The sequence below is a fragment of the Candidatus Limimorpha sp. genome (genome assembly GCF_056203535.1).
Map to the genome: position 1 here is coordinate 1 of NZ_JBADWU010000023.1, position 22,398 is coordinate 22,398.

15 protein-coding genes are annotated in these 22,398 nt (G+C 44.3%); 6 read left to right on the top strand and 9 right to left on the bottom strand.

The annotated features are described in order from the left end of the window. On the bottom strand, positions 1 to 345 hold a 345-nt coding region (locus AC06MN_RS02560), incomplete at its 3' end, for a transposase (protein WP_475670784.1). Between the two features lie 313 nt (positions 346 to 658). Between AC06MN_RS02560 and AC06MN_RS02565 the strand changes: the two genes are divergently transcribed. The 3 genes from AC06MN_RS02565 to AC06MN_RS02575 all read left to right on the top strand — a co-directional run bounded on the left by AC06MN_RS02565 (position 659) and on the right by AC06MN_RS02575 (position 3,701). Next, complete coding sequence (locus AC06MN_RS02565) at positions 659 to 880, top strand: DUF6140 family protein (RefSeq protein WP_475670785.1); 222 nt, start codon at positions 659 to 661, stop codon at positions 878 to 880. A gap of 15 nt (positions 881 to 895) precedes the next feature. Continuing rightward, positions 896 to 2,995 (top strand): hypothetical protein, encoded by a 2,100-nt coding sequence (locus AC06MN_RS02570; protein ID WP_475670786.1) that lies wholly within the window; start codon positions 896 to 898, stop codon positions 2,993 to 2,995. A gap of 448 nt (positions 2,996 to 3,443) precedes the next feature. After that, positions 3,444 to 3,701 carry a DUF6364 family protein gene (locus AC06MN_RS02575; RefSeq protein WP_475670787.1) on the top strand — a complete coding sequence of 86 codons (258 nt, stop codon included), beginning with the start codon at positions 3,444 to 3,446 and terminating at the stop codon, positions 3,699 to 3,701. Between the two features lie 382 nt (positions 3,702 to 4,083). Here AC06MN_RS02575 and AC06MN_RS02580 read toward each other — a convergent pair whose 3' ends face one another. Next, positions 4,084 to 5,376, bottom strand: a complete 1,293-nt coding sequence (locus AC06MN_RS02580) for an ATP-binding protein (protein WP_475670788.1) — start codon at positions 5,374 to 5,376, stop codon at positions 4,084 to 4,086. A 287-nt stretch (positions 5,377 to 5,663) separates the two neighbouring features. On the opposite strand from AC06MN_RS02580, the gene AC06MN_RS02585 reads away from it, so the two are divergent. Continuing rightward, on the top strand, positions 5,664 to 8,201 hold the full coding sequence (locus tag AC06MN_RS02585; RefSeq protein WP_475670789.1) for a T9SS type B sorting domain-containing protein: 2,538 nt from the start codon (positions 5,664 to 5,666) through the stop codon (positions 8,199 to 8,201). 296 nt (positions 8,202 to 8,497) lie between these two features. Here AC06MN_RS02585 and AC06MN_RS02590 read toward each other — a convergent pair whose 3' ends face one another. From AC06MN_RS02590 to AC06MN_RS02615, 6 genes are all read right to left on the bottom strand, one after another. Next, positions 8,498 to 9,178 carry an energy transducer TonB gene (locus AC06MN_RS02590; RefSeq protein ID WP_475670790.1) on the bottom strand — a complete coding sequence of 227 codons (681 nt, stop codon included), beginning with the start codon at positions 9,176 to 9,178 and terminating at the stop codon, positions 8,498 to 8,500. A gap of 71 nt (positions 9,179 to 9,249) precedes the next feature. Continuing rightward, positions 9,250 to 9,648: a VanZ family protein gene (locus tag AC06MN_RS02595; protein ID WP_475670791.1), complete on the bottom strand. Its 399-nt coding sequence runs from the start codon at positions 9,646 to 9,648 to the stop codon at positions 9,250 to 9,252. 10 nt (positions 9,649 to 9,658) lie between these two features. After that, entirely contained in the window at positions 9,659 to 10,048 is a 390-nt protein-coding gene (gcvH, locus tag AC06MN_RS02600; protein ID WP_475670792.1) for a glycine cleavage system protein GcvH, read from the bottom strand. 78 nt (positions 10,049 to 10,126) lie between these two features. Further along, on the bottom strand, positions 10,127 to 17,581 hold the full coding sequence (sov, locus tag AC06MN_RS02605; protein WP_475670793.1) for a T9SS outer membrane translocon Sov/SprA: 7,455 nt from the start codon (positions 17,579 to 17,581) through the stop codon (positions 10,127 to 10,129). Positions 17,582 to 17,592: 11 nt separating this feature from the next. After that, on the bottom strand, positions 17,593 to 18,174 hold the full coding sequence (ruvA, locus tag AC06MN_RS02610; RefSeq protein WP_475670794.1) for a Holliday junction branch migration protein RuvA: 582 nt from the start codon (positions 18,172 to 18,174) through the stop codon (positions 17,593 to 17,595). Between the two features lie 339 nt (positions 18,175 to 18,513). Next, positions 18,514 to 19,008 (bottom strand): hypothetical protein, encoded by a 495-nt coding sequence (locus AC06MN_RS02615; RefSeq protein ID WP_475670795.1) that lies wholly within the window; start codon positions 19,006 to 19,008, stop codon positions 18,514 to 18,516. 156 nt (positions 19,009 to 19,164) lie between these two features. Here AC06MN_RS02615 and AC06MN_RS02620 point away from each other — a divergent pair, with 156 nt between their 5' ends. Continuing rightward, a complete protein-coding gene (locus tag AC06MN_RS02620) occupies positions 19,165 to 20,736 on the top strand; it encodes an exo-alpha-sialidase (RefSeq protein WP_475670796.1) in 1,572 nt (523 codons plus the stop codon). A 76-nt stretch (positions 20,737 to 20,812) separates the two neighbouring features. Continuing rightward, complete coding sequence (locus AC06MN_RS02625) at positions 20,813 to 21,400, top strand: hypothetical protein (RefSeq protein ID WP_475670797.1); 588 nt, start codon at positions 20,813 to 20,815, stop codon at positions 21,398 to 21,400. Between the two features lie 253 nt (positions 21,401 to 21,653). On the opposite strand, the gene AC06MN_RS02630 is transcribed toward AC06MN_RS02625, so the two are convergent. Beyond that, positions 21,654 to 22,398, bottom strand: a 745-nt coding sequence (locus AC06MN_RS02630) for an amidohydrolase family protein (RefSeq protein ID WP_475670798.1), incomplete at its 5' end; no start/stop codon positions are given.

The window sequence follows — 22,398 nt, forward strand, 5'->3', positions numbered from 1 at the left end:
GAACTTGTCAAAATCTGCAAAGAGTCTGTCATAGAGTGATTTCCTTGTCAGCTGCTCCTTAAACGCCCAGATGGTTCTGGCATCGGGCACTTTGTCTCCGCTTGCCAGGCCTAGGAAGTCCCTGAAACTTGTGCGGTCAACTATCTGGTATTCAGCCTGCTCGTCGCTCAGGTTATACATGCGTTGCAGCACAAGGATCTTGAACATCAGCACATAGTCGTATGGCTTTGCCCCTGCGTTCGTCAGACGCTCACGGTACAAGCCTGTCTCCAATGTCTCACGGAACATCTCGAAATCAACCGTTTCCGCAAGCCTCTCAAGTGGATTCCCTAATGCGGACAACATGGATGTCCTCTCTTCCGAATCAAATAATCCTTGGTTGCCAAGCTTTCTGTATGCCCTTTAGCATGTGTCCATTTTCTCTTCAAATTTTCGGCAAATATACAAATATTTATCTGAATATCAAAGAGTTTTATTTAGAAATGCCCTTCAGTTTTTCTGATTGCATATAGGCTAGGTGAACGTATCTATTTTTCTTTACGAGGTTGTTCCAGAGCCTGCTAACAGAAAATAGAATCAAAGCAGTTTCCTAGCCTTCTTGTGTATATGTATGATGCTGAGTTTGTGGAAGCTGTAGGCGAAACAAAAATGATTCAATATGCCATTATACAGAGTAACAGTTAAGAACAGTAAGGTTGGCAACGGAGGAAGAGTTGAAAGAGGCATGTCCGTTGATGTGGTTTCCAATAGCATGAGCAATCCCGTTTCAACCAACGGAGGCCAGCTTGTAGAAGATGCTTTTATGCGGATTTACGGAATTGACATCCGAAGAATTGGTGCTTTGAGTATGGCTTATTTGGATGTGGAAAGGATTGGATAACTAAATACAATATCTATGCTAACAGAATTACTCATAGGTGGAGCTTCTTACTTGATTAGTAAGGGTATCACAAAAAAAGTTATTGAAAATAAAGAAAATGAAGAGCTGTCGAACAATATAGATCTTCTTGAAGAGGCATATGATGATGAAGAATATGATGAAGCGATTGAAATCGCTGATGAAATAATTGAAGAATATGAAGATGAAGAAGATACAGAGGAAATAATTAAGTATTGTAAGTTTCTTAAGGCAAAATCGTATGTTAATAAAGGAATAGATTTGGAGGATGAAGATGATGATATTAGCATTTGGGATGAAGCAAATAAAGAAGCCTTGAACACATATAAAACAGCTTATTCGTTGTTGTGCATATATGGTAACGAATACGGCTATGATGACGATACCTGTTGGCAATTATATTATGTCAATTTATTCCTTGATAATTATCATGAAGCACGAAATTTCTGTATCAATCTTCTTTCAAGTTCAGACGAATATATTAGTTCAAAAGTTTTTGAGCAATATAACTGGATTACAGATGCCATTATTAAGAATCAAGATTTTGTCAAAACTATTGATTATGAACAAAGGAAATACATTTTTATTGGACGCAATAAACAGCAAATTTCAGGTACATTTTTAATTGATGATAGCAAACGATTGGTAAATTGGATTTTTACACTTGACCAACTTCCGCCTGATATTGAGTTTCCATTAGGTCGTCCTCAACCAGGTTTATACATGGCTCATCCTGTGAAGACTGAGCAATACTTCCCCATGAAAAATGCTGAAGAAACGCTATTTATGGAGAAAGTGCGTGAATTTTGTTGGTTGGCTCAATGCCTTGGCGCAAGAGAGGTTTCGTTCCATTCCATCAAAGGTATGTCGGTTTCCGAAGGTTATGGCACTTCCATGAATGTTGAAGCTAATGTCGGTGTGAAAGGCGTTAATGTTGGAGGCAGTTATGGAAATAGCTCAAGACATGATGGAACTCGCTCTTCACATCAGCAGGTTGAAAGAGTGCAGCATTTCGACCCTAAGAAGAAAGCCTATTGCCCTGATGATTTGGTTTGGTTAGATTCTGATCCAGCATGGAAAGACCTTATAAAGCAGCGTCTTAATGGGAATATGCTTGATTACACTTATAAGATTTCTTCTTCCGAAACCTGCCAGATGTCGAGCAATGAGAAAGACGAGGTGAAAGCCAATTTCGAGTATATGATGGTGAAAGTCAATGGCTCATACAACAGCGAAAAAGACACCACATTTAGCAGCTCAAAGGAAACAGAATGGTCAATCCATGTTGAGTTTACTCCTTTGAATGAATTGACAGAAGAAAACACCAACACAATAAAAAGAACTGATACTATGGAAACAAAGTTTAATGAAGTTCCAGAATTGACTGATGATGTAATTCTGAAAATGAATGGAGGAGGAAATCCTTCAGAACGGACGGAAAAAGAACGACTTGAATTTGCTAAACGGTTACATGACAAATTCTCAATGCCGATTGAAGGTGTCTATCAATGGAAGGGGAAGGCTGTATTAACGGGTCAAGTTAGTTCAGGTATTCTCGAAGTTTCTAAAGACCCAAGAATCGTAATTGTCGATGCTCAAGGAAATGCGCAAAGCGCAACCGTTGAAGGTGTAGGAATGTTTAACAAGATTTTGGATGGTGCAGAAAGTGGTGATAACTGTGGCTTGATTATCAATGGCATCCAACCCGAAGATGTCAAAATTGGCTCAAAAGTTTATTTGCAATCACAATTCCTGCCATCCATGCAAAATGGAACAAACTTTTCCAGCAACGAACAAGAATATCTCAACGAAGTCAAAGAAACTATCGAGGATTACGATGAGATAGGCCCCAAGGAAAGAAAACGCCTTGAAAAGACCCGAATGAGATTGGGCATTTCGGAAAGCAGGGCGGCAGAAATTGAAGCGTCAATTTGTCAACCCCAACTCACCGATGAAGAAAAGGAGTATCTTGACGAGGTTAGGGAAGTCAGAAAAGATTACGATGGAATTAGCCAAAGAGAACGCAAATACCTTGAAAAGACACGCATCAGACTTGGCATTTCCATCGAAAGAGCCAATGAATTGGAAAGGTTGTAAAAGAGCATTAAGCAAGTCCTCTATCGTACCTTGGCCGGTCTTTTCGAGTACTGATTAAAAGGAAAGAAAAGCTTTTGGAGGGGCTGTCGGGAATCCCAGCCTGTCGGCCCCTCGTTTTTTTTGTCCAAATGACTCTCGAAGAGACACCATCCTGAATGAACGGGATGAGATTTTTGATTGGACAGCCCAGGTTGTCGAAGGTGCCATGCTCTATGACCTTGTCCGCTAATCAATGCCGTTCTTCTCGACCAAGTGCAAAAGGGCCATCCGATTACTTCGGATGCGGTTCTTTTGTTCAAGTTAATACAATGTAATCTGGAATGAAAATCTTTATTTTTGGCTGTCTGAACTTTGATTTTCCATTTTTAGATTTAGTCAATCGGTTTTTTTTGTCATATTGTGGCATGAAAAAGGAAAAGTGTGTATTTTTGCAAAAAAATATGAAATTATGTTTGAAACAGCTAACCTACATATTGACAGTCAAACGCTTAACAGGGCATATCTCTACGCTCAAGCCCACGGCTTGGATCTGTCGTCTGTGATTGAGTCTTTCCTGTTGCAATTCGCTATGGGAAAAACAGACAATGTGCGCAACCGCGAAATTTCAAAGGAAGTAATGGAATTGGCGGGAAGCCTTTCTGACGCCAACGCTACTGACGATTGGAAAGCTGAAAAGGAAACATACTTGCTGGAAAAGTACTCGTGATGAAACTTTTTGTTGACACCAAGATTGGGAATGGTGTGTTGAGCAAGCGCTAAATGGTGATTTTGCTGATTTTGAGGATGCAGTGCAGTATTTCGCTGCCAAGCGTGAAGAAGTTGATTTCATATTGACGCGTGATGAAAAAGGTTTCAAAATGTCGGATATTCCAGTAATGAATGTTTCTGGTTTTTTGGATAACTTCTCATAAAAATGCCATAGGAAGGCGGCAGGGGCAGCTTTTTTTTTGTTCAAGTTAATACAATGTAATCTGGAATGAAAATCTTTAAATTTGGCTATATGCCCATGAAAATTCACTCATATAGCCAAAAATAATCATCGTTTTTGGCTGTCTGAACGAAAAAACATGCCTCTACAGCCAAAAATACTAAGGGCAGAGGCATCCAATTGGGATGACTTTGACACCATCGGAGCGGGTGAATCCGAATTCGCCGCCTGTCAGGATAATCAACAAGTCAGGGATTCTAATGGGCATTTGCTTTTCTGCCTTGTTATGCTCCATTATCAAGTTTTTGATTTCAACTAAATGTGCCGCGCCTGCTTCAATTTCTCCACTTCCTAATTTACATTCAACCAAGGCATATCTGCCATCTGCCAAATGTAGAACAATATCGGCTTCAAGGCCATAACGATCATGGTAATAGGAAATGTCTCCTCCCAAATATTGAGAATAGGCGCGCAAGTCACGGATGCACAATTGCTCAAAGATGAATCCGAATGTTTTTAGGTCATTTTTCATGGATTCGGGCGACATGCCTAATAAAGCGACTGCTATCGAGGGGTCGCAGAACGCTCGCTTGGGACTGCTTTGTATAGCCGACTTGCTACGTATTGCCGGACACCATGCGTCAATATCGTTGATGACGAAGAGCTTTTCAAGGGCACTCACGTAATTGTCGAAAGTCGGACGGCTGCACTCAATGTTGCCAGAATGCGTCACATCGGCAAGCATAGACGATGTTTTGGCGAGTGTGGAAATGTTTCTTGCATACGAGCGCAATATTTGTTTCGCCAATTTTGGGTTTCTGGCAGTGCCATCTACACGAGAAATATCTTTTTCATAAACCGAAGCGACATAATCTGCCGCCACAAACAGCTTTGCCTTGTTTGTCACTCCCTTTAGGCTGGCTGGCCATCCACCTCTGCAAGCAGCAAAAATTAACGATTCAATATCTAAATCTGATTTGCTAAAGACTTGACCTTTAGGGTTGTCAAATAGCTGCCGTAATGATACCGAACTGTTTGTTTCACATGACTCCCAAAGACTCATGGGGTACATTTCCATGCGTGTGATGCGGCCAGTCCCACTATGGTGAATGTTTCTCTCATCCACCGCATTGCTTCCAGTGAGAATGAATTGCCCTGGTGTGCCGCCACGCTCATCGCAAAGGGTCCGCACAGCGTCCCATAGCATTGGCGCGTCTTGCCATTCGTCAATCAAACGGGGTGTTTCACCTTCCAACAGAATAGTGGGCAGGGTTGAGGCTGCCATCAGATACTGTTCTCTATGGGCAGTGTCTTGCATCTTTATTATACTTTTAGCCTTTTGCTCGGCTGTCGTGGTTTTTCCACACCATTTTGGACCTTCAATTAGGACTGCGCCCATAGCATCTAAACGATCTTGCAACAACTTGTCGGCAACACGTGGTAAATAATTCATAATTCATTGAAATTAAACGCTGCAAAAATACAAAATAATATTTGACTTGCTGCATCATTTGTAAATTTTGTGGCATTTCGTTTATAAATTTTGCTGTATTTCATTTGTAAACTTTGCGGCATTTCATTTGTAAATTTTGTGGAAAAAGATGACGATTGGCATAAATATCAAGTCGGAAAGAATAAATGAAATTAGTGCCTCTGTAGCCAAAAATAAACTGTTATGAAGAAATAAACGGGGTTTCCCAAAAAAACACTACATTTGCACTCCAAATAGGATTGTTGCAAATGAAGCGTAAACTATTTACAGTCTTAGTTCTGATGTTTGCTTTTGCTTTTCCGGCAATGGCAACACATCAGCGTGCGGCCGAAATCACCTATAAGTGGCTTGGTGGCAATGCATACGAATTTACGCTGACTTGCTACACTTATTCGCCAAGTCCGGCAGGCTTACAACGCGATTCCCTTCTGATGAATTGGGGCGACGGCTTTCAGGACTATGTGCCGCGTGTCGTGATGCAGAATTTAGGCGACGACTATACGCTCAACATCTACAAAATGCGTCACGATTATTCTTCGGCTGGCACATACGTCATCAGCATGGAGGATGCAAACCGAAATTATGGCGTGGTCAATATTCAGAATTCCGTCACAATTCCTATGTATATTGAGACCGAACTGGTCATTAATCCTTTCCTTGGCAACAACAATTCCGTCCAGTTGCTTAATGCGCCCGTCGACAAAGGTTGCGTTGGAAAACTTTATCTTCATAACCCTGCGGCATACGACCCCGACGGCGACAGCCTGAGTTACAGATTGTTGCCTTGCAAAGGCTTCAATGGCGAGGATATTCCGAGTTTCACTTATCCACAAGCCTCATCAACCTTTGAGATGGATCCTGTGACGGGCGAATTGCATTGGGAGAACCCGATGTTACAAGGCGAATACAATGTGGCTTTCATTGTCGAGGAATGGCGCGGCGGCGTGAAAATCGGCTCCGTCATTCGCGACATGCAAATCCTGATTGCAGCTTGCGACAATGATTTGCCAGAAATCCATTGTCTGAATGACACTTGCGTTGAAGCCGGCCAGCAGCTTTTCTTCTCTGTTTCGGCCTCCGATCCCAATAATAATAGTGTGGAACTGACAGCTTCCGGCGCACCGTTTGAGTTGACAAACAATCCCGCCATGATGGATCCCGAAACAGCAATCGGCTTGAATCCGTCTTTCGATTTCATTTGGAACACGGATTGCTCGCATGTACGCCATGCTCCATATCAGCTTGTTTTTCATGCCAAAGACAATGGCCATCCCGTGAGTTTGACAAATGTGAAAACGGTGAGTGTTACGGTCATCGGACCGAAAGTGATGGATTTATTCGGCTCAGCGCAAGGCAACGACATACAACTTTCATGGTCGCCTTACGCTTGTCAACATGCTGTGGCACTGCGCATTTATCGGAAAATCGGTTGCGATGGTTATGAACCTGATGCTTGCGAGACGGGCATTCGTCCTGGATTTCAAATGATTGCTGAGATTACTGACATTTCATCCACTTCATTTACTGATTTTAACTTGGCACAAGGCGCAACTTATTGCTATAGAATAGTTGCCGTTTTCCACGATGGCGCCGAAAGCAAGGTGAGTGATGCAGTTTGCGTTTCGCTGAAAAACGATTTGCCTTTGATGACCCAAGTAAGCAACAATCCCGAAGATTTGTCTTCGGGTCATGTCCTGATAAAATGGGTCAAGCCAACTGATATTGATGCACAGTATACGCCACCTTTCCATTATCAGTTGAAACGCAATTTGGACGGTGCCGCATCTGTCGTTTATTCCGGCAATGATACCGTTTTCATGGATAACTCAGTTAATCTGGCCTTGTTGCAAAATCTTAGCTATCAAGTGGAAATGAACGATGCACAACAACAAACACTGGGTGAAAGCGCATTTGCATCAGCCGTTTTCCTGACAGCGACTGGCGGTGATGAAAAAGTGACTTTACAATGGACTGAGAACGTGCCTTGGATTATCGACAGCACGCAGATTTTCCGCCAACAGGAAAACCGTTTTGTAAAGATTGCGACAACAGCACAAATGAATTTTGTTGATAGTCCTTTGGAAAACGATAGAAGTTACAGTTATTACGTCTGCACTTTCGGCCATTATTCATTGGATGGAATTGTGAGTCCGTTGATGAACTATTCGGCGATTGTTAGCGCCACGCCAAACGATAACGAACCACCTGAGCGACCGATTCTTGAGATAGAAACCGATTGCGATGCCGTGTCCAATCTGCTGACTTGGCAGAAGATACAAGACGAAGATTTAGCAGGTTTCCATATTTATCACACGACATCACTGCAGCATGATTTTAAGCTTTTGACGAAAATCGACAATCCGACGGTAACGGAATACTTGCACGAGGAAATCACATCGGTTGTGGGCTGCTATTATGTGGTTGCATTTGATGTAAAGGGGAATCAGTCACAGCCCTCCGACACACTTTGCGTTGATTATGAGACTTGTCCAATTTACGAATTGCCCAATGTCTTCACGCCCAATGGCGATGGCTATAATGATTTGTTCGTTCCGATTCATGCCCAATTATCGGTCATTAATCATGTGAAAATGGTGATTTTTAACCGTTGGGGCAATGTGCTTTTGGAGACCTCGGAACCTATGATTAATTGGAATGGAAAGAACAGCCATAACAATCAGCCGTGTCCTGACGGCACCTATTTTTATGTCTGCGAAGTGAAATTCCAAGGCTTGGAAGGTGAGGAAACCATGAAACTGCAAGGTTCGATTACGATTATAAAATGACACTTCTCACACTGTTGATGCACTTCCCCACTGTTTTTTGAATCAAATATTACGCTATTTGAACTGGTGTTCCATCAGCAGCACAGTTATTCTTCTCTCGCTGATTTCCGTTGAAAAATCTGAGTAAACATACGATTCACTTTGCGTTTGTTGGTGCATAGCAAAGAACAGAAAAGATTAATGTGAGATTTCTGACTGATTCATTTTCTCAAAAACAATAAGTTATCAAGCATAGAAAAAGGACGCACTTTCCGAGGTGCGTCCTTTTTTCAAAAACAATTCTAAAACTCTATTCTTTATTGCAGCTGGAAGTTTACTGGCAGCATGTAAGAAACACGTACTGCCTTACCACGCTGTTTGCCAGGTTTCCATTTAGGCATCGATTTCACGACGCGCATAGCTTCTTCATCGCAACCGCCGCCGATACCACGGAGCACCTTTACATTTGAAACTGAGCCGTCAGGTTCGACAACGAAGCTGATGAACACACGGCCCTTGATGCCGCTTTCACGGGCAATCTGAGGATATTTCACGTTCTTGGCAACGTATTCCAAAAGTTTCTGTTCGCCGCCTGGGAACGAAGGCATCTCTTCCACGATTTGGAAGATTTCCTGTTCGACGACTTCTTCTTCTTCGATTTCAGGAGCGACATACTCTTCAACGACTTCGTTCTGGTCCATTTCAGCGTTGATTTCAATGTCTTCTACTTCAACATCGTCTTCAACGATTTCCAGTTGAGTGGTCTGTTTTGGCATTTCCACTGGCTGTGGTTTTGGTTCCTCTTGTTTGGTGATTTCCACCATTTCTTCGTCCAATAATTCTGTTGAACGGAGCAGACTTTCGTCGATTTCGCGTTTGTCGTAGCTCTTCATTTCAAATACAGCCCATGCTACAGCTAAGCTGATGATTAAGCCTATCTGTATGAACATCAGTTTCTTGTTCTCAAGATTTGCTTTAGGTGACTTTTTCTCTTCCATAGTTATATGTCTTTTAAATTTATGCTATTATTTGCGTTGCGAAAGTAGTAATTATTTGATTACAAAACGCGCTATACAGCAATTTTATTTTTCTTTTTTTGTAAAAATGCGAAAAATGCAATTCCAAGCAGACTTCCGATGACATCGGCAATGAAATCGTAAACACTTCCAGTGCGTTGATAGCAGATGGTTTCTTGCATAATTTCGGTCAAAGCACCAAATGCAATGCTTATTAAAAATGTCAGAATCAACGATTTACGTTTTCCATTCTTGTCTTTATGGGAAAACGGTTCACGATAGCCCCATATCGACAGGAAAGCGAATCCTGCATACATAGCAATATGAGCCACTTTGTCCAAACCGATAGTGGGCTTGACGCGTGGAAAACAAGAACCCGGAAGCCCTGTCAGAATCAGTATTACGATTCCACAAAAGAGTCCCGGGTAGATATTTCTTGTCAGCTTTTCCAAGACGGGTGTATTATCCAATCTTAGCTTCGTAGGCGGCTGCATCAAGGAGGTTGTCAAGGTCGGCAACGTTGTTCACCTTAATCTTGATGATCCAGGCTTCGCCGTAAGGATCGCTGTTGACGAGTTTTGCGTTTTCTTCGTCGAGGATGGCTTCGTTGACTTCAACGATTTCGCCACCGACAGGCATCAGCAGTTCGGCTGTTGTCTTAACGGCTTCGATAGCGCCAAATTCTTCTTCTGCATCGAGGTTGTCGCCAACGATGTCTGGGACAACATCAACGAAAGTGATGTCACCGAGTTCGTGTTGTGCGTAATCGGTAATGCCTATGTAAGCGAATTCTCCTTCGAGACGAATCCATTCGTCATCGTTTGTGTACTTTAAGTTTGCTGGAATGTTCATTTTTATTATTTATTAGTGTTAATGTTCTGGCTGCGAAAATACATAATTTTAATTCATCTGCTGCATTTTACTGTAAATTTATTGTGCAAGGCTGAAACGTAGCGTAATGCCGCCGAATGTCTGTGAGGTTTTATAGGTATTTGAGACAAACGGATTGCTCATGTCGTGCTTGATGAAGAACTGTCCGCTCAAGCGTTGACTGAAAGTGTAATCAGCTGTGAGATAAATATTTATCTTGTTCTGACCAGCCGACACCTGATTGTTGTTCTCGTCAATGCGGCGCAAGATGGTCTTATCGCGCTTGAATCCTAAATCAAGCTTGAGCACAAGGTCGTTCTTGAGCGTCTTGCCTTTGCCATCGCCAGTGAGAGATGTAACGGTAAACGACAAATTCTTAATACGATAACCAGTTCCGATGACAATTTCCCTGCCGTTTACTTCGGTAAGCTGGTTGTTGGTGAAACTCAATGTCAAAGTGCGTGATTTCTTGAATTGGAAGTTGACGGTCATGGAGTTCTGCAGACCCAAATCGACACCGATAAGAGGCTGATACTGTTCGTTAAGAACCATCTGCTGGATGTCGTATTTCGGAATGAAGTTGGTCGAATTTTCAAATGGCTGAATGGTGTTGTGCTCGTCGTAGTACACATTCGTTGCCCACGAGCTTATGGCATAGTTCGACTTGTAGGAATGCGAAATGTTGACAGTCTTGAACAATTTGCCGACGGCTGGGATATTGGTCAAGCCATTGTAGGAGAGTGTCCAGTTTGGCAACGGAATGGATGGGAACGGAGTCAGTTTCATGGTCTTGGCATCCTTGCCCGTATAAGCCGAAATGAATGAATACATCAAGACCTCCATTGCACCTGAATTATAGCCTTGCGGGAAGTAGTCTCCTGCCACACTATCGTACAAATAATTATTGACTTGATGCACCCATTGGTCATTGCCATTGGCAATACGTTCGGCAATGATTTTTCTATTACTCAACAATTTGTCGAACAAGGGCGAACCTTCCGATTTGTCGTTGTATTCGCTTGTGAAGGAGGTTTTCAGCATCAGGTACGACATGGTGAAGTTACCGCCATTGGTTGGTGTGAAGGTCTCAAACTGACCGTATTCGTTGGCACGGAAATAATGCTGGTAACTTTCGCTGTAGGTGCGGTTTCCCGTAAAGTCGATCTTGATGCCAGGAAGCGGTTCTGTGTTGACACGATAATTAATAGTCTCGGTTTTTCTTCTCGTGTATGGGCTGCTGAGAATCGAATCGGTGGTGAGCCAACCGTTATCAACGGCTCTTTGATAAATCTCCCTGTTGCTGCCGAAAACGAATCCGACACCTGGCGACCAGCTTCTGGCATTATCCATACCTATCCATTGCGGCTGAGGCATGAAGCCTGGCAATGCTTGTCCATTGGTCTGCGAATAGGTTCCTGACACTTTCTTGACAAGCGTCACGACACGCAAAGCATTGTCGCCTATCACTTTGCCGATGTTCGCCTTAGTTTTTTTCTGCGTCTTAGTCGAATCCGAAACTTGTTCTTCTTTTCCTTCCTTGCCCTCTTCTTCCTCTTTGCCTTTGCCTTGCTTGGCATTCTTGCCGTTGTTGTTGTTGCGTCGGGCATTGGCGAGGTTCTTGAGATACGGCACCTTATTATACAATTTGGTGAAGTCGAGGTTGGCATTACCGGAAATGCTGTTCGTGTTTTCGATCTGATTACCCAACCTTGCCTGGATGGATTGCGCCGAGGCCGTCCAGAAATAGGTGCCTTGATAACTGGCGCTTGCATTGACCCAATTGAAAATCGGTATCTTATTAATAGGCAAGGTGTAGCTTGCCGAAACGTTTTGCTGATAACGTGACGTTGAGCCTAATTTCCTCAGCTCCCTATTGATGGTGTCGCGCTGATAAGACCAATCGGGAGAACTCTTGTCAAGTTGACCGGCCGGCTCGTAGATGTAGGCCTGCACTTGAGCCGAGTATTCGAAAGTCAAGGCTTTGGTGAGGTCATAACGGAGGTTATAGTCACGGGTCCAGTCCCATTGCTTTGAAATGGTCGGATTGAGGATAATGTCGCCACCGCTCTTGTTTCGCAACTGCCTTTCAGAATAGTAACGGTACATTTCCGTATTGAAGGTAAGGCTCTTTGGCAGGAAATAGAAATTGACATCCTTAAATATCTGCATGGAAGGCTTCGAAGCCCATTTTGCCTTGGCAAACGGCGTAACGTTTTTCGGATTGCCTGAGTAATTATAGCCGATTCCGCCACGATAGGTCTTGATGGACGAATACTGTATGTCGGGATTTTCCTGATAGGTCTCGCTATATGCAAACGACAAGTTGAAATTCTCTATATCGTAGATATGAACCTTTGGCATGTTCCTTTGTCTACCCATGGCTCTATTAGGATCCCTGTTATTTGATTCCTTCCCTTTTTCTTCCTCATCATCACCTTTCTTGTTTCTCTTTTGGACACGTTCCTTGCGGACATTCATAAAGTTGATGTTCTTGTATTTGGTAAGGTCGTGGATGTTTGAAGTCAAGGCATCGCGCTCTTCTTGGCTGTTCAGGGCATCAAGGGCATCCTTCATCTTGATGTCTGGGTCGAAAGGATTGTATTTCGGCGTAATGGTCGTCTTTCCATAATCGACATGGACGGGAAGCTTGAGGCCAGTGTTTTCAACAAATTTACCCAAATCCAAGTCAGTGGAGATGGAGAATGATGAATTTTGGGTGAAATCGTTGCTACAGATGTCGCTGTCCAAGGCGCCAAAACCTGCCGAGCTGTAGGAACCGCTGAATGAGACTCTACCCAGATCGGCCAAAGTAGCTTCGACACGTCCGGTGCCAGCCACACCGCCATTGCTACTGAGGTCAGTGAGACGCAATTCATTGACCCAAACTATGGCACTCTTTGCCAGACCGTCGTCAGTGCTTTCGGCATTTTGGCGTTTCGGGTTGCGCACACCTATCATCATGGCTTCCACATCACTAATGCTCGGGTTACCAATCACTTTGATGGTATGGTAATAATCCTTGCCATCGACGGTACCTTTTTTCTTCTTTTCCGAATAGATGTAATTCAGCTTCACATCGCTTCCGGGCTGATTCATGGCGGCATTACGGTTCTGTTTCACTTGAACCAAGTCTTCCAACAAGATTTCCATGTTGTTGATTTCAGGCCAGATTCCTTCCTTATTCGTGTATGACGTTCCCCAAGGCGTCACTTTCACAGGCACTTCGTATTCGTAATAGTTTTCGGTGAAGTCAGTACCCAAGCGAATGAACACCGAAATGTCTTGGTCTTGCAAGTCTTCAGAAGTCTCACCTGCCGATTCGGCATGGATGAACATTTTCAGGTATTTGTATTGCCGGAAATCGAAATCGGTTGTCTTGTAAATGGCACGCCCATCACCATCGACAAGATTCTTCGTGGTAATCTGGAGCGATTGCTCGTTGATTCTTGTAACGGCTGTCGTTCCAATGACTTGTTCCTGCTGAATCCCAGGAGGAATGACGTATGGAATAGGATCGCGGCGGCTGTTTTCATCAAGGTTGACTGCGGAAATATCGCAAGTGGTTTCGTTTGCAATGTCGTTGGGCTGGTATTCGCCCGGAGCCTGAATGTTGTGTGAATAAGATCTCCATTCGCCTCTTACCAAATCCAAAGTGGCGAAACGCAATACGATAGGACGCTGAAATTCACGGACAAACATTCTCATGAAACGAATCGACGAATAGTCATCAATGCGGCCAATGACTTTGTCAGGTTGCTTAATCGGAATGCGGAACTGATACCATTTCACAGACCCGATTTCGCCATTTGGCAAGGAGATGTTGCGAGCCTCGAAAATGTCGGCAATGTGGTTTTGTCCCGGATTCTGCATCTTGGCAGGATCAAGATCGATGACATATTGATAATAGCGTTCAGACTCACTCAAAGTATTGTCATCGTTGATGTCTTCGGCATCAGGCAAAGAGGTGTTGCTGGTCGTATAGCTTTCGGTGCGCTGGGTGTCGGAAGGCGAGTTGCCATCGGGACCGTTGAAGTGTTTGTAACGTGCCAAAATGCTACGGTGTTCAACTTCATCGGATCTGTCCCAATCCGACGACCTGTAGAAATGGAAGTTATCGCTTGACGGGTCGTTTTGGGCTTTTGTATAGGCTTCCGATGCTACGCCAAAACGGTCTGCAATAATATCTAAATAGGTGTCTTTAAAGAACGACCTTTCGTCCACGTCTCTCAAGCCATCGAAACCAACATCCTGGAACTGACGGGCATCCGATTCATTGTTGAAGGTTCCGACAAGGTCTTGCATGGTCGGGACACGTCCCCAGATTGTGGTGTCGACATTTTCAACCACTTCCGAAACTGGCAAACCGTTTTCGTAGAATTTGCGGCCATCGCGCAAAATATCTTCCGAAATGTCACCAAAGTTGATGTAAAGTTTACCGGGGTTGTTTTGGTATTCTTCATCGGCAAAAGGATCCATCAACCAGAATTCCAAGTATTCAATGTTGGTTGCCTCAAAGTCGATTGATTCCATTCTGCGCATGATACCGCCCCAACGGCTTGCAGGATTGTTCAGATTGCCGTTTTCATCGATACCCGCCGAATAAGGTGTGGAAACGACATCGTAGTTGTAAGGTCCCCGTTCCTCTGGATAGTAGGCAAGGTTGAGGACTGAGACATTGGTCGGTGTGCCTGTCTCAATGTCTTTGGTTGGGAAGATTTCAGTTTCAAGCACCTGACGCACAGCGTTTTTCGACAGTTCGTTTTGGTCAATGTTATTGGGTCGGTAAGTGTTGTTGGTATTGTAGAATACGGAATTATCAATGGTGTACCAAGCCAGTTTTGCACGGTTTTTGCCGTAGGCGAGACCTGTTCCGCCGGCGGCTTCAGGGAACATATCGTGCTGGTTTTGCGGCGTGCTGGCGAGTTTCCATGCCATAGGCAATCTCAAGTCGATGGTCGATTTGGCGCCTTCAAAGTCATCGACGTAGGAAGTCCCTCTTTCGCTTGCCGATCTGGAAAGTCCAGGAATGAAGCGTGCAAATTCACCGTCGACGTTGATGCGCGACGGAGCTTTGGTGCTGATGCCTGGAATCTTATTAATGAAATTGGTGAGCCATCGGGCATCAGTGTGGTAGCTGATGTCGCCGCCATAGATGGTGTTGGCAATGGCTTCTTCGCCGTACTGGAATTTCTGCGTATAGGATTTTTCACCCAAATAGAGAATAGTACCGCCGACACGGAAATCTGGATTGAATTCATGTTCGATGCGGGTTCCCAAGAAAGTCTTTCTCAAGGCGCTGAAACCTGAATTGGATTCCAACGAAATGTTGATTGGAGTGCCTGAATTAAGGATTCCTTCGTTGATAATGGTGACGCGGCCAAGGGTGTAGTCGACGGTGTAGTCAACATTTTCAACAAGTTGCACGCCGCCAGCTGTAACATTAACCGAACCTTGCGCCACATTCATGGCGTTGAGGCTGATTTCGCTGCCCGACTGCGAAGAATAGAAACCGCTGATGGTGAACTTGTTCTTTTCGGAATACTGTTCGGCTGTAGTCTTCGTGGTGGTGTACAACGAATCGAAGGCGTATTTGTTGGCAAGGTCAGGATCATTCGGGAAAATCTTGTTGCGGATATGGCTGCCGAAAGGTTCCAGCACAGGGAAATAAATTCGGCCATTGGATGAATTGACAGTACCGCCTCGTGTCGCCGCTTGGTCAATAAAGTCGAAAACACCGTCACCACCAGGAACCGGGTTGTTTTGCGTTGACAGATTATCGACGCCAAACAGGTGAAGCAATGGTTTATACTGCACGTTTTCAGGACCTTCCGTAAAATAACCCATTGGCGTGCTGTTGCTGTTGCCGTTGTAGAAAATGTTCAGCATGAAGTCACTCGAGCTGATTTGGAAAGCCCTGATGTTGTAGACGTTCTTCATCATCAGGTTCCAGACAGGCATTTTGGTGTTGACCGTTGTGCCTCTCAAAAGTTTTGCCACAAGCACTTTAGGCGTGGTAATACCCTGGTCGGAAAATTCACCGACTTGGAAAACACCGTCTTGTCCGACAATGGTATACTGGTAGGCGACAGCCAAGGTTTGGTTTGAATTGAGGTTGATATTCAACGAGATGAAACCTAATTGCGAGTTCAAGCTATACTCCGTCGAGCTGAGTCGGCGTGCGTTTTCAATTTTCTCAAAGTCGCGGCCCGAACTCATGTAGCCTGATTTGCCGATGCGCAACGGGTCGTGCGACATGTAGTTGGTGACCGCGCTGATGTTGCGGATTTGCAGGGTGTCCATTCGCGTGAGCAAGTTGTTGGCGGCGTTGCGTGGGAAAATGGTCGCTGTATTGGCAGGATCGACTTCAGGGTTGTAAATCCAGTCGGGGCGGCCTTCGCCGAGGTCGGTGAGGGCGAGGATGTTACGGGTGTCTTGCGTCGATGTGTTGGTATTTGTCACCCAGACTTCGACTTTCGTGATGTTGATGCTCGAAGTTACGGTTGGCAGGGTTGAAAGAGCCTCTTCGTAATGGTCTCTGAAATACTGGCTGAGGAAGAAGTGTCGGTTTTCTTCATAGTCAAGGCAGCTGAATTTGAATTCGCTGGTCTGTGCGCCGCCTTGCACGGTAATGTTTTGCGATTCGCTTTCCTGATAAGAAACAATGGATGAAATGGTGGTGTTACCGAATTTCAGTTTCGACTTGATACCGAAAAGCTGCTGTGTACCAGTGATTAAAGTGCTGTTCAGCGGAAAATTAACGTTACCTGCTTCGAGCAGTTGCAGGATTTCGTCTTCCTTGCCCTCGTATTTCAAATCGAGTTTATCCTGAAACGTAAAAGTGGCTTTAGTGTTCTTGTTGATGTTGAAATTGATTTTATCGCCGATTTTCGCCATCACGTTCAACTGGATTTGCTGGTCGAAATCGAAGTTGGTGGTGTGTTGCAGGCGCTTGCTTTTCGATGGGTCTTCGCGGTAGTTGTGCTTGATGCCAAAGGTGAGGTCGACGGAGCCTTGGGGGCGGATGTCGATGGTGTTGCTGCCGAAGATGGTTTCAAAAGCCTTGCCGCCCACATAAAGCGGAGGAATGATGGATGTGCCGTTGGTTGTCGACCTTGCGTTTTGGCTGCGGCGTTCCTTCCAATACTCCATGATTCCTTTTTTGCTTTGATATTCAAGGTATTCGCTTTGCGTCATCGTGGCAGGGTCGTCGAAATAGAAATCACCGACACGACGTTTGAAAGTATATTGACCTGTCAGCGGGTCATAGATGATTTCCTCGGTGATGTTGCTTGGGTCGCTGAGATAAAGGGGCGACTTGTTGAAAAGGTTCTCAGTAGGGGTTCCGCCAGTGGGAATCGGGTAGATTACCTTTGTAGTGTCAGGCTCGTCGTAAAAGCCAAGCATATAAGGGCTATCATAACGAAGTTGTTCGGCTTTGGCGGAGCCTAATCCTGCCATGAGGATGAGGGCTATGGCGAAAAGAGGAATAATATGTAGTTTCAAACTATTTTTCATTATTCGATGATTTACAATATTTTAAGAGCTTCTTTTATCAAAGCCTCAACCGAGGCATCGGGATTCTGCTTGAGAATTTTGTCCAATGCCTTTTCGATGGCGGTTTTGTTGAAACCTAAGATTGTCAATGCTGATAACGCTTCGGCGCGGATTGTATTGTTTGGAACGCTGAAAATTTCGGTCTGCACGTCGATTTTCTTCAGTTTGTCTTTCAGGTCGATGACAATGCGTTGCGCGGTCTTTGTGCCGATGCCTTTCACACTTTGGATGGTCTTCGCATCGTCATTGGCTATGGCGTTGCTCAACTCGCTGACGGTGAGCGATGAAAGGATGAGGCGAGCCGTGTTGCAGCCTACGCCCGAAACCGAGATGAGTAGTTCGAAAAGGTCGCGTTCCTTCTGCGAATAGAAACCGAAAAGATTGTGTGCGTCTTCAAGGATTTGGGTGTGCGTGTAAAGTTTCACTTCTTCCTTTTCGCCAATGGCGGTGAAGGTGTTGAGTGTGATGTTGATGAAATAACCGATGCCGTGGTTGTCGATGACGACGTAGGCGGGGGTCTTTTCCGTTACTTTACCTGAGATGAAGGCGTACATTTTCCGTGCAAATTATAATAAATTGCAAAAATAGGAAATTCAAGGATTCAAAATGAGGAATCATTGAAAAAAACACCTTATAAATCCCGTCGCACTTGATTTGATGCCAAAGGATTAAGTAACGCTAAAAAATAGTTGCAACCCATCAAAACATTAGCCATTGATTTCCTGTTGAACACAAATTGCCACAAATATTCCATAAATTATTATGGATTAGCTGACATACAACTAATTATAGTTTTCAACAATTCATGATCACTTACAATAATTTGCGTTTAGCAAAGCAAAAAAAAGGCGGCCTTCTGGTCGCCTTTCCTTTGGTTTGTAAAACAGTTGCTATTATTGACCAACAACTTCTTCGACAGCCTCAATTACAGTTTCAGCAGCTTCTTCAGCAGCGTGCTGGCAGCAAGGCTTCATCATGTCGAAACGAGCCATGATGAGGTTTTTCTGATCTTCGAGGCTCATGTTGGCGATGTTGGCGAATTGAGCTTTCCAATCGTTAAGCTTTGCCATCATAGCTTCCATTTCAAGTTTCTGTTCTTCAGTCATTTCGCATTCTTCACCTTCGTGGTTGCAGCATGATTCTTCTTCCTGACCGAACACTTCGATAGCCTTAGCGACGAGACCCTTTTGGCCTTCTTCATCGAGGTTAGCCCAGTTTTCGAATTCACCCTTCAGCTGAGCCATTGGGCAAACATGTTCTTCAACGACTTCTTCAACAACTACTTCTGTTGAGTCGATGGCTTCTTCTGTTGCTTCCTGTTTAGGAGCGTTGTTGCATGCAACCATGAACAGGCATGCAAGACCCATTGATAAGAATAACTTCTTCATTTTTTTGTTTGTTTTGAGTGTTATTTAAATAGTTTGTGTTCAAAACTTTGAGTGCGCAAAAATATAAAAAAAATGAATAGCAAAAGAAAAAGTTTTATTTTTGTGATATTTTTCTAAAATTGTATCGTTTTTATGGCATTTTTAAGCGTTTCAGAGATGAAAAAACACCGTTTATTTGTTTTTGGGCTGTTTTTAGCCTACCTGTTTCAACCTTCTTCCGCCTTCGGCGGCATCATTGATGTGCATGTTGATAACGACACCCGTTTCACAGGACATGGCAACCGGCATGAACTCCTTTGTCATTTGACCGTAACCGCCGATTCGGAAACGAATTTAAAGGCCTTGAGGCTCGATTTGTGCAAAACCGACTTGACAGACATCGAGAAAATGGAAATGTTCTCGACCGGCACTTTGAGCCGTTTCGACGAAAGACATCCAGAAAACGCTATATTAATAAGTGCAATCCTTCCAAAAAAACAAAACACAGACATCCTGCTGCGAGGTAAACTGCATGAGGGCAAAAACCATCTTTGGCTGACTTGCAACGTGTCGGCAAAGGCGCAGGAAGGCAACGTGATTCGGGTTCAGCCCCAAATATTGTTGACTGATGACGGTGAATTTCAAATCATCAATGATGAGGCAAATCAAGGCCGAGAAATTCTCTTGGCACGCACAACGCTTTATAAACCTGGCGATTACGGCTCAAAAAACTACCGCATTCCGGCCATCATCACCGCAGTTGACGGTTCGTTAGTGGCCACGACCGACCGCCGCAAAAACAATCAGGGCGACTTGCCGGAAGACATTGATGTAGTGTGCAACGTCAGTCACGACGGCGGCCACACCTGGAGCGAGCCTTACACAATTGCACAAGGCGAAGGTTTTGGCAAAGGCTTCGGCGACGCGGCTTTGGTGAAGACCGACAATCAAGGCGGATTGATGGCGGTTTTCGTCGGCGGTGCCGGACTTTGGGCTTCCACGCCAAGCAACCCGAACCGTTTTTACATGTCGTTGAGCAACGACAACGGCCTGAACTGGTCGGAGCCAAAAGACATCACGCATTTCATTCACGGCGATGACTGTGAAGATGCTGTTCGTCAAAAATGGCTGGGCGGGTTCTTCGCTTCGGGCAATGGACTGCTGACCCGTTCGGGACGCATCATGTTTGTCGCCGCCATGCGCGAAAACGAGGCCTACACCTTAAACAATTATCTTTTCTACTCCGACGACAAAGGCGCGACCTGGCACATTTCGGGCCGTGCTTCGGTGGGCGGCGACGAGGCCAAAGTGGTTGAACTTGCCGACGGCAGCATCTTGATGAGTATCCGCCACGGCGAAAAACGCTGGTACAACATCTCAAAAGATGGCGGCCTCACTTGGCAAGCCGAAGTCTCGGTTTGGGACGACCTAAAGGCTCCAGCCTGCAACGGCGACATTATCCGCTATCAGTTTGAAATGCAAGGAAATGAAAACGGCTTGCTTTTGCAGTCGTTGCCTTACGGTGACAGCCGAAAAGATGTACGCGTATATGTCAGTTACGACGAAGGGAAGAGATGGCCTTGGAATTCGAGCCGCTGCATAGTGCCTTACTCTTCGGCCTATTCGTCGCTTTGCGTCCTGAAGGATGGCACCATCGGCCTTTATGTCGAGGAAGGCGACGCAAACAACTACGAAATGGTATTCTACAATTTCAGCTTGGAATGGCTGACTGGAAATAGAAATCAATGAGTCTATACAATAACAATTTGATTTGCGAGTTTATCGGGTGTTGGAACAATAAATACAAACAATAAATTCTATTATTATGAAAAACAAGTTATTAGCATTTCCCTTATTGGCTATAGGTCTGCTTTTATTGTTCACCCAATGTTGCCGCATGATTGCTCTTGTAGGCATCAGAACGCATTTTGAAAGGGATTTGAGCAAAGAGGAACAGCAAAAAGTGGTTTGGACTTCGGAAAACGCCTCAATCTGCGGCCTTGAGAACGACAGCTTGGTGTACGCAATTAGCGGAGAGCAACTGAAAAAATGCATCTCGCAATACGACAAAGTGATTGTCTACTATTGGGATGCGCATTGCTCGGCTGATGCATGTCATCCTCTGAGCGCGGTGCAATATTTTTGCGACGAGCAAGGCATTGAGTTTTTCACAGTTGCGGAATTTTTCATGGATTGCTTTTCCCAAATCGGAAGTCTGAAATCACACCCTTTGCTGGTTGCCAACGAACGCTACTACGGCACCGACAAATGCCGCAAACTCTATGAATTGTTTCTCACCGACCTCATCGGAAAGGAAAACTATGAGAATAACAAGGAAATCAGCTGGTTCCGCTATGTTTATTTTGAACACGGCGATTTCGTGCGGTTTGTCAACGACCCGTTTATGGAATGATAAGCGTGTCGATATAGTAAGTAACTATTCATAAAACTACAAAATCAACTTCTCATTTCAACTACTTCGACCGACTCAGCATCCGGCTATGAGCTGCAAATCAGGCTACTGACACCATTCTCCAAGGGCATGACGATGCCGAAGCAACGGATTAATAAGAAGACTAATTTTGTTTACTATATAAAAAAGCCGGTTCTCATTTGGCTAAATTATATAGCGCAACAAGAACCGGTTATTTATGATTTCAATAGCATCACTGCAACAGATACTTCTCTGCATTCAAATGGAAGAGTTTCTCTTTTTCTTCATCATTGAGATTCAACGATTCATAGAAACCCACCATATCCTTCATGTTCTCGTATGGATAGTCTGATCCGAACATGATGCTATCTATGCCAAGTACATTCTTGCAACATTCGAATGCCGCAGTAGACATCTGACCACTGGTTGTCACTACCACATTCTTGTTTTTGAAATAATAAGATACTGGATGTTGCATCTTTATTACCGGCTCTTTTATCCATGAGAATCGGTTGTCTATCCTGTCCATAATGAATGGGAAATATTCACCCAGATGGCCAAGAATCATCCTCAGTTTAGGGAACTTATCGAATGTTCCGTTTAGAATCAGCCTTAATGAAGTCTTGATGGTGTCCACTCCGAAACCAAGCCCCGGTGCAGCATACACATATCCGAAGTCCTTGAAATCGGCATCGTCCGGCGTATGTGGATGAACATAAAATGCACAGCCGAGTTCTTCAGCCTTGGCAAGCAAGGGTAGGTATTTTTCTTCGTACAGATGTTCGGTCTTATAGTTGGAATGTGTGTGCCAGTATTTGAAGCCTAGTACTTTGTAACATCTAAATATTGCATAAAACAAAGAATAATCGTATCTTTGCCGCGTCACATACAACACGATACGATTATGCCTATCCAGAAGTACGAGGTAAGTCTGTCTGCAACGGAGCGCAAGCAACTTACCAAGATTGTAAAGTCCG

Coding starts and splice junctions, on each gene's coding strand:
- AC06MN_RS02625 (WP_475670797.1), top strand. CDS start 20,813: ATGAAAAACAAGTTATTAGCATTTCCCTTATTGGCTATAGGTCTGCTT.
- gcvH (WP_475670792.1), bottom strand. CDS start 10,048: ATGAACATTCCAGCAAACTTAAAGTACACAAACGATGACGAATGGATT.
- sov (WP_475670793.1), bottom strand. CDS start 17,581: ATGAAAAATAGTTTGAAACTACATATTATTCCTCTTTTCGCCATAGCC.
- AC06MN_RS02570 (WP_475670786.1), top strand. CDS start 896: ATGCTAACAGAATTACTCATAGGTGGAGCTTCTTACTTGATTAGTAAG.
- AC06MN_RS02590 (WP_475670790.1), bottom strand. CDS start 9,178: ATGGAAGAGAAAAAGTCACCTAAAGCAAATCTTGAGAACAAGAAACTG.
- AC06MN_RS02620 (WP_475670796.1), top strand. CDS start 19,165: ATGAAAAAACACCGTTTATTTGTTTTTGGGCTGTTTTTAGCCTACCTG.
- AC06MN_RS02575 (WP_475670787.1), top strand. CDS start 3,444: ATGTTTGAAACAGCTAACCTACATATTGACAGTCAAACGCTTAACAGG.
- AC06MN_RS02580 (WP_475670788.1), bottom strand. CDS start 5,376: ATGAATTATTTACCACGTGTTGCCGACAAGTTGTTGCAAGATCGTTTA.
- AC06MN_RS02565 (WP_475670785.1), top strand. CDS start 659: ATGCCATTATACAGAGTAACAGTTAAGAACAGTAAGGTTGGCAACGGA.
- AC06MN_RS02615 (WP_475670795.1), bottom strand. CDS start 19,008: ATGAAGAAGTTATTCTTATCAATGGGTCTTGCATGCCTGTTCATGGTT.
- AC06MN_RS02585 (WP_475670789.1), top strand. CDS start 5,664: ATGAAGCGTAAACTATTTACAGTCTTAGTTCTGATGTTTGCTTTTGCT.
- ruvA (WP_475670794.1), bottom strand. CDS start 18,174: ATGTACGCCTTCATCTCAGGTAAAGTAACGGAAAAGACCCCCGCCTAC.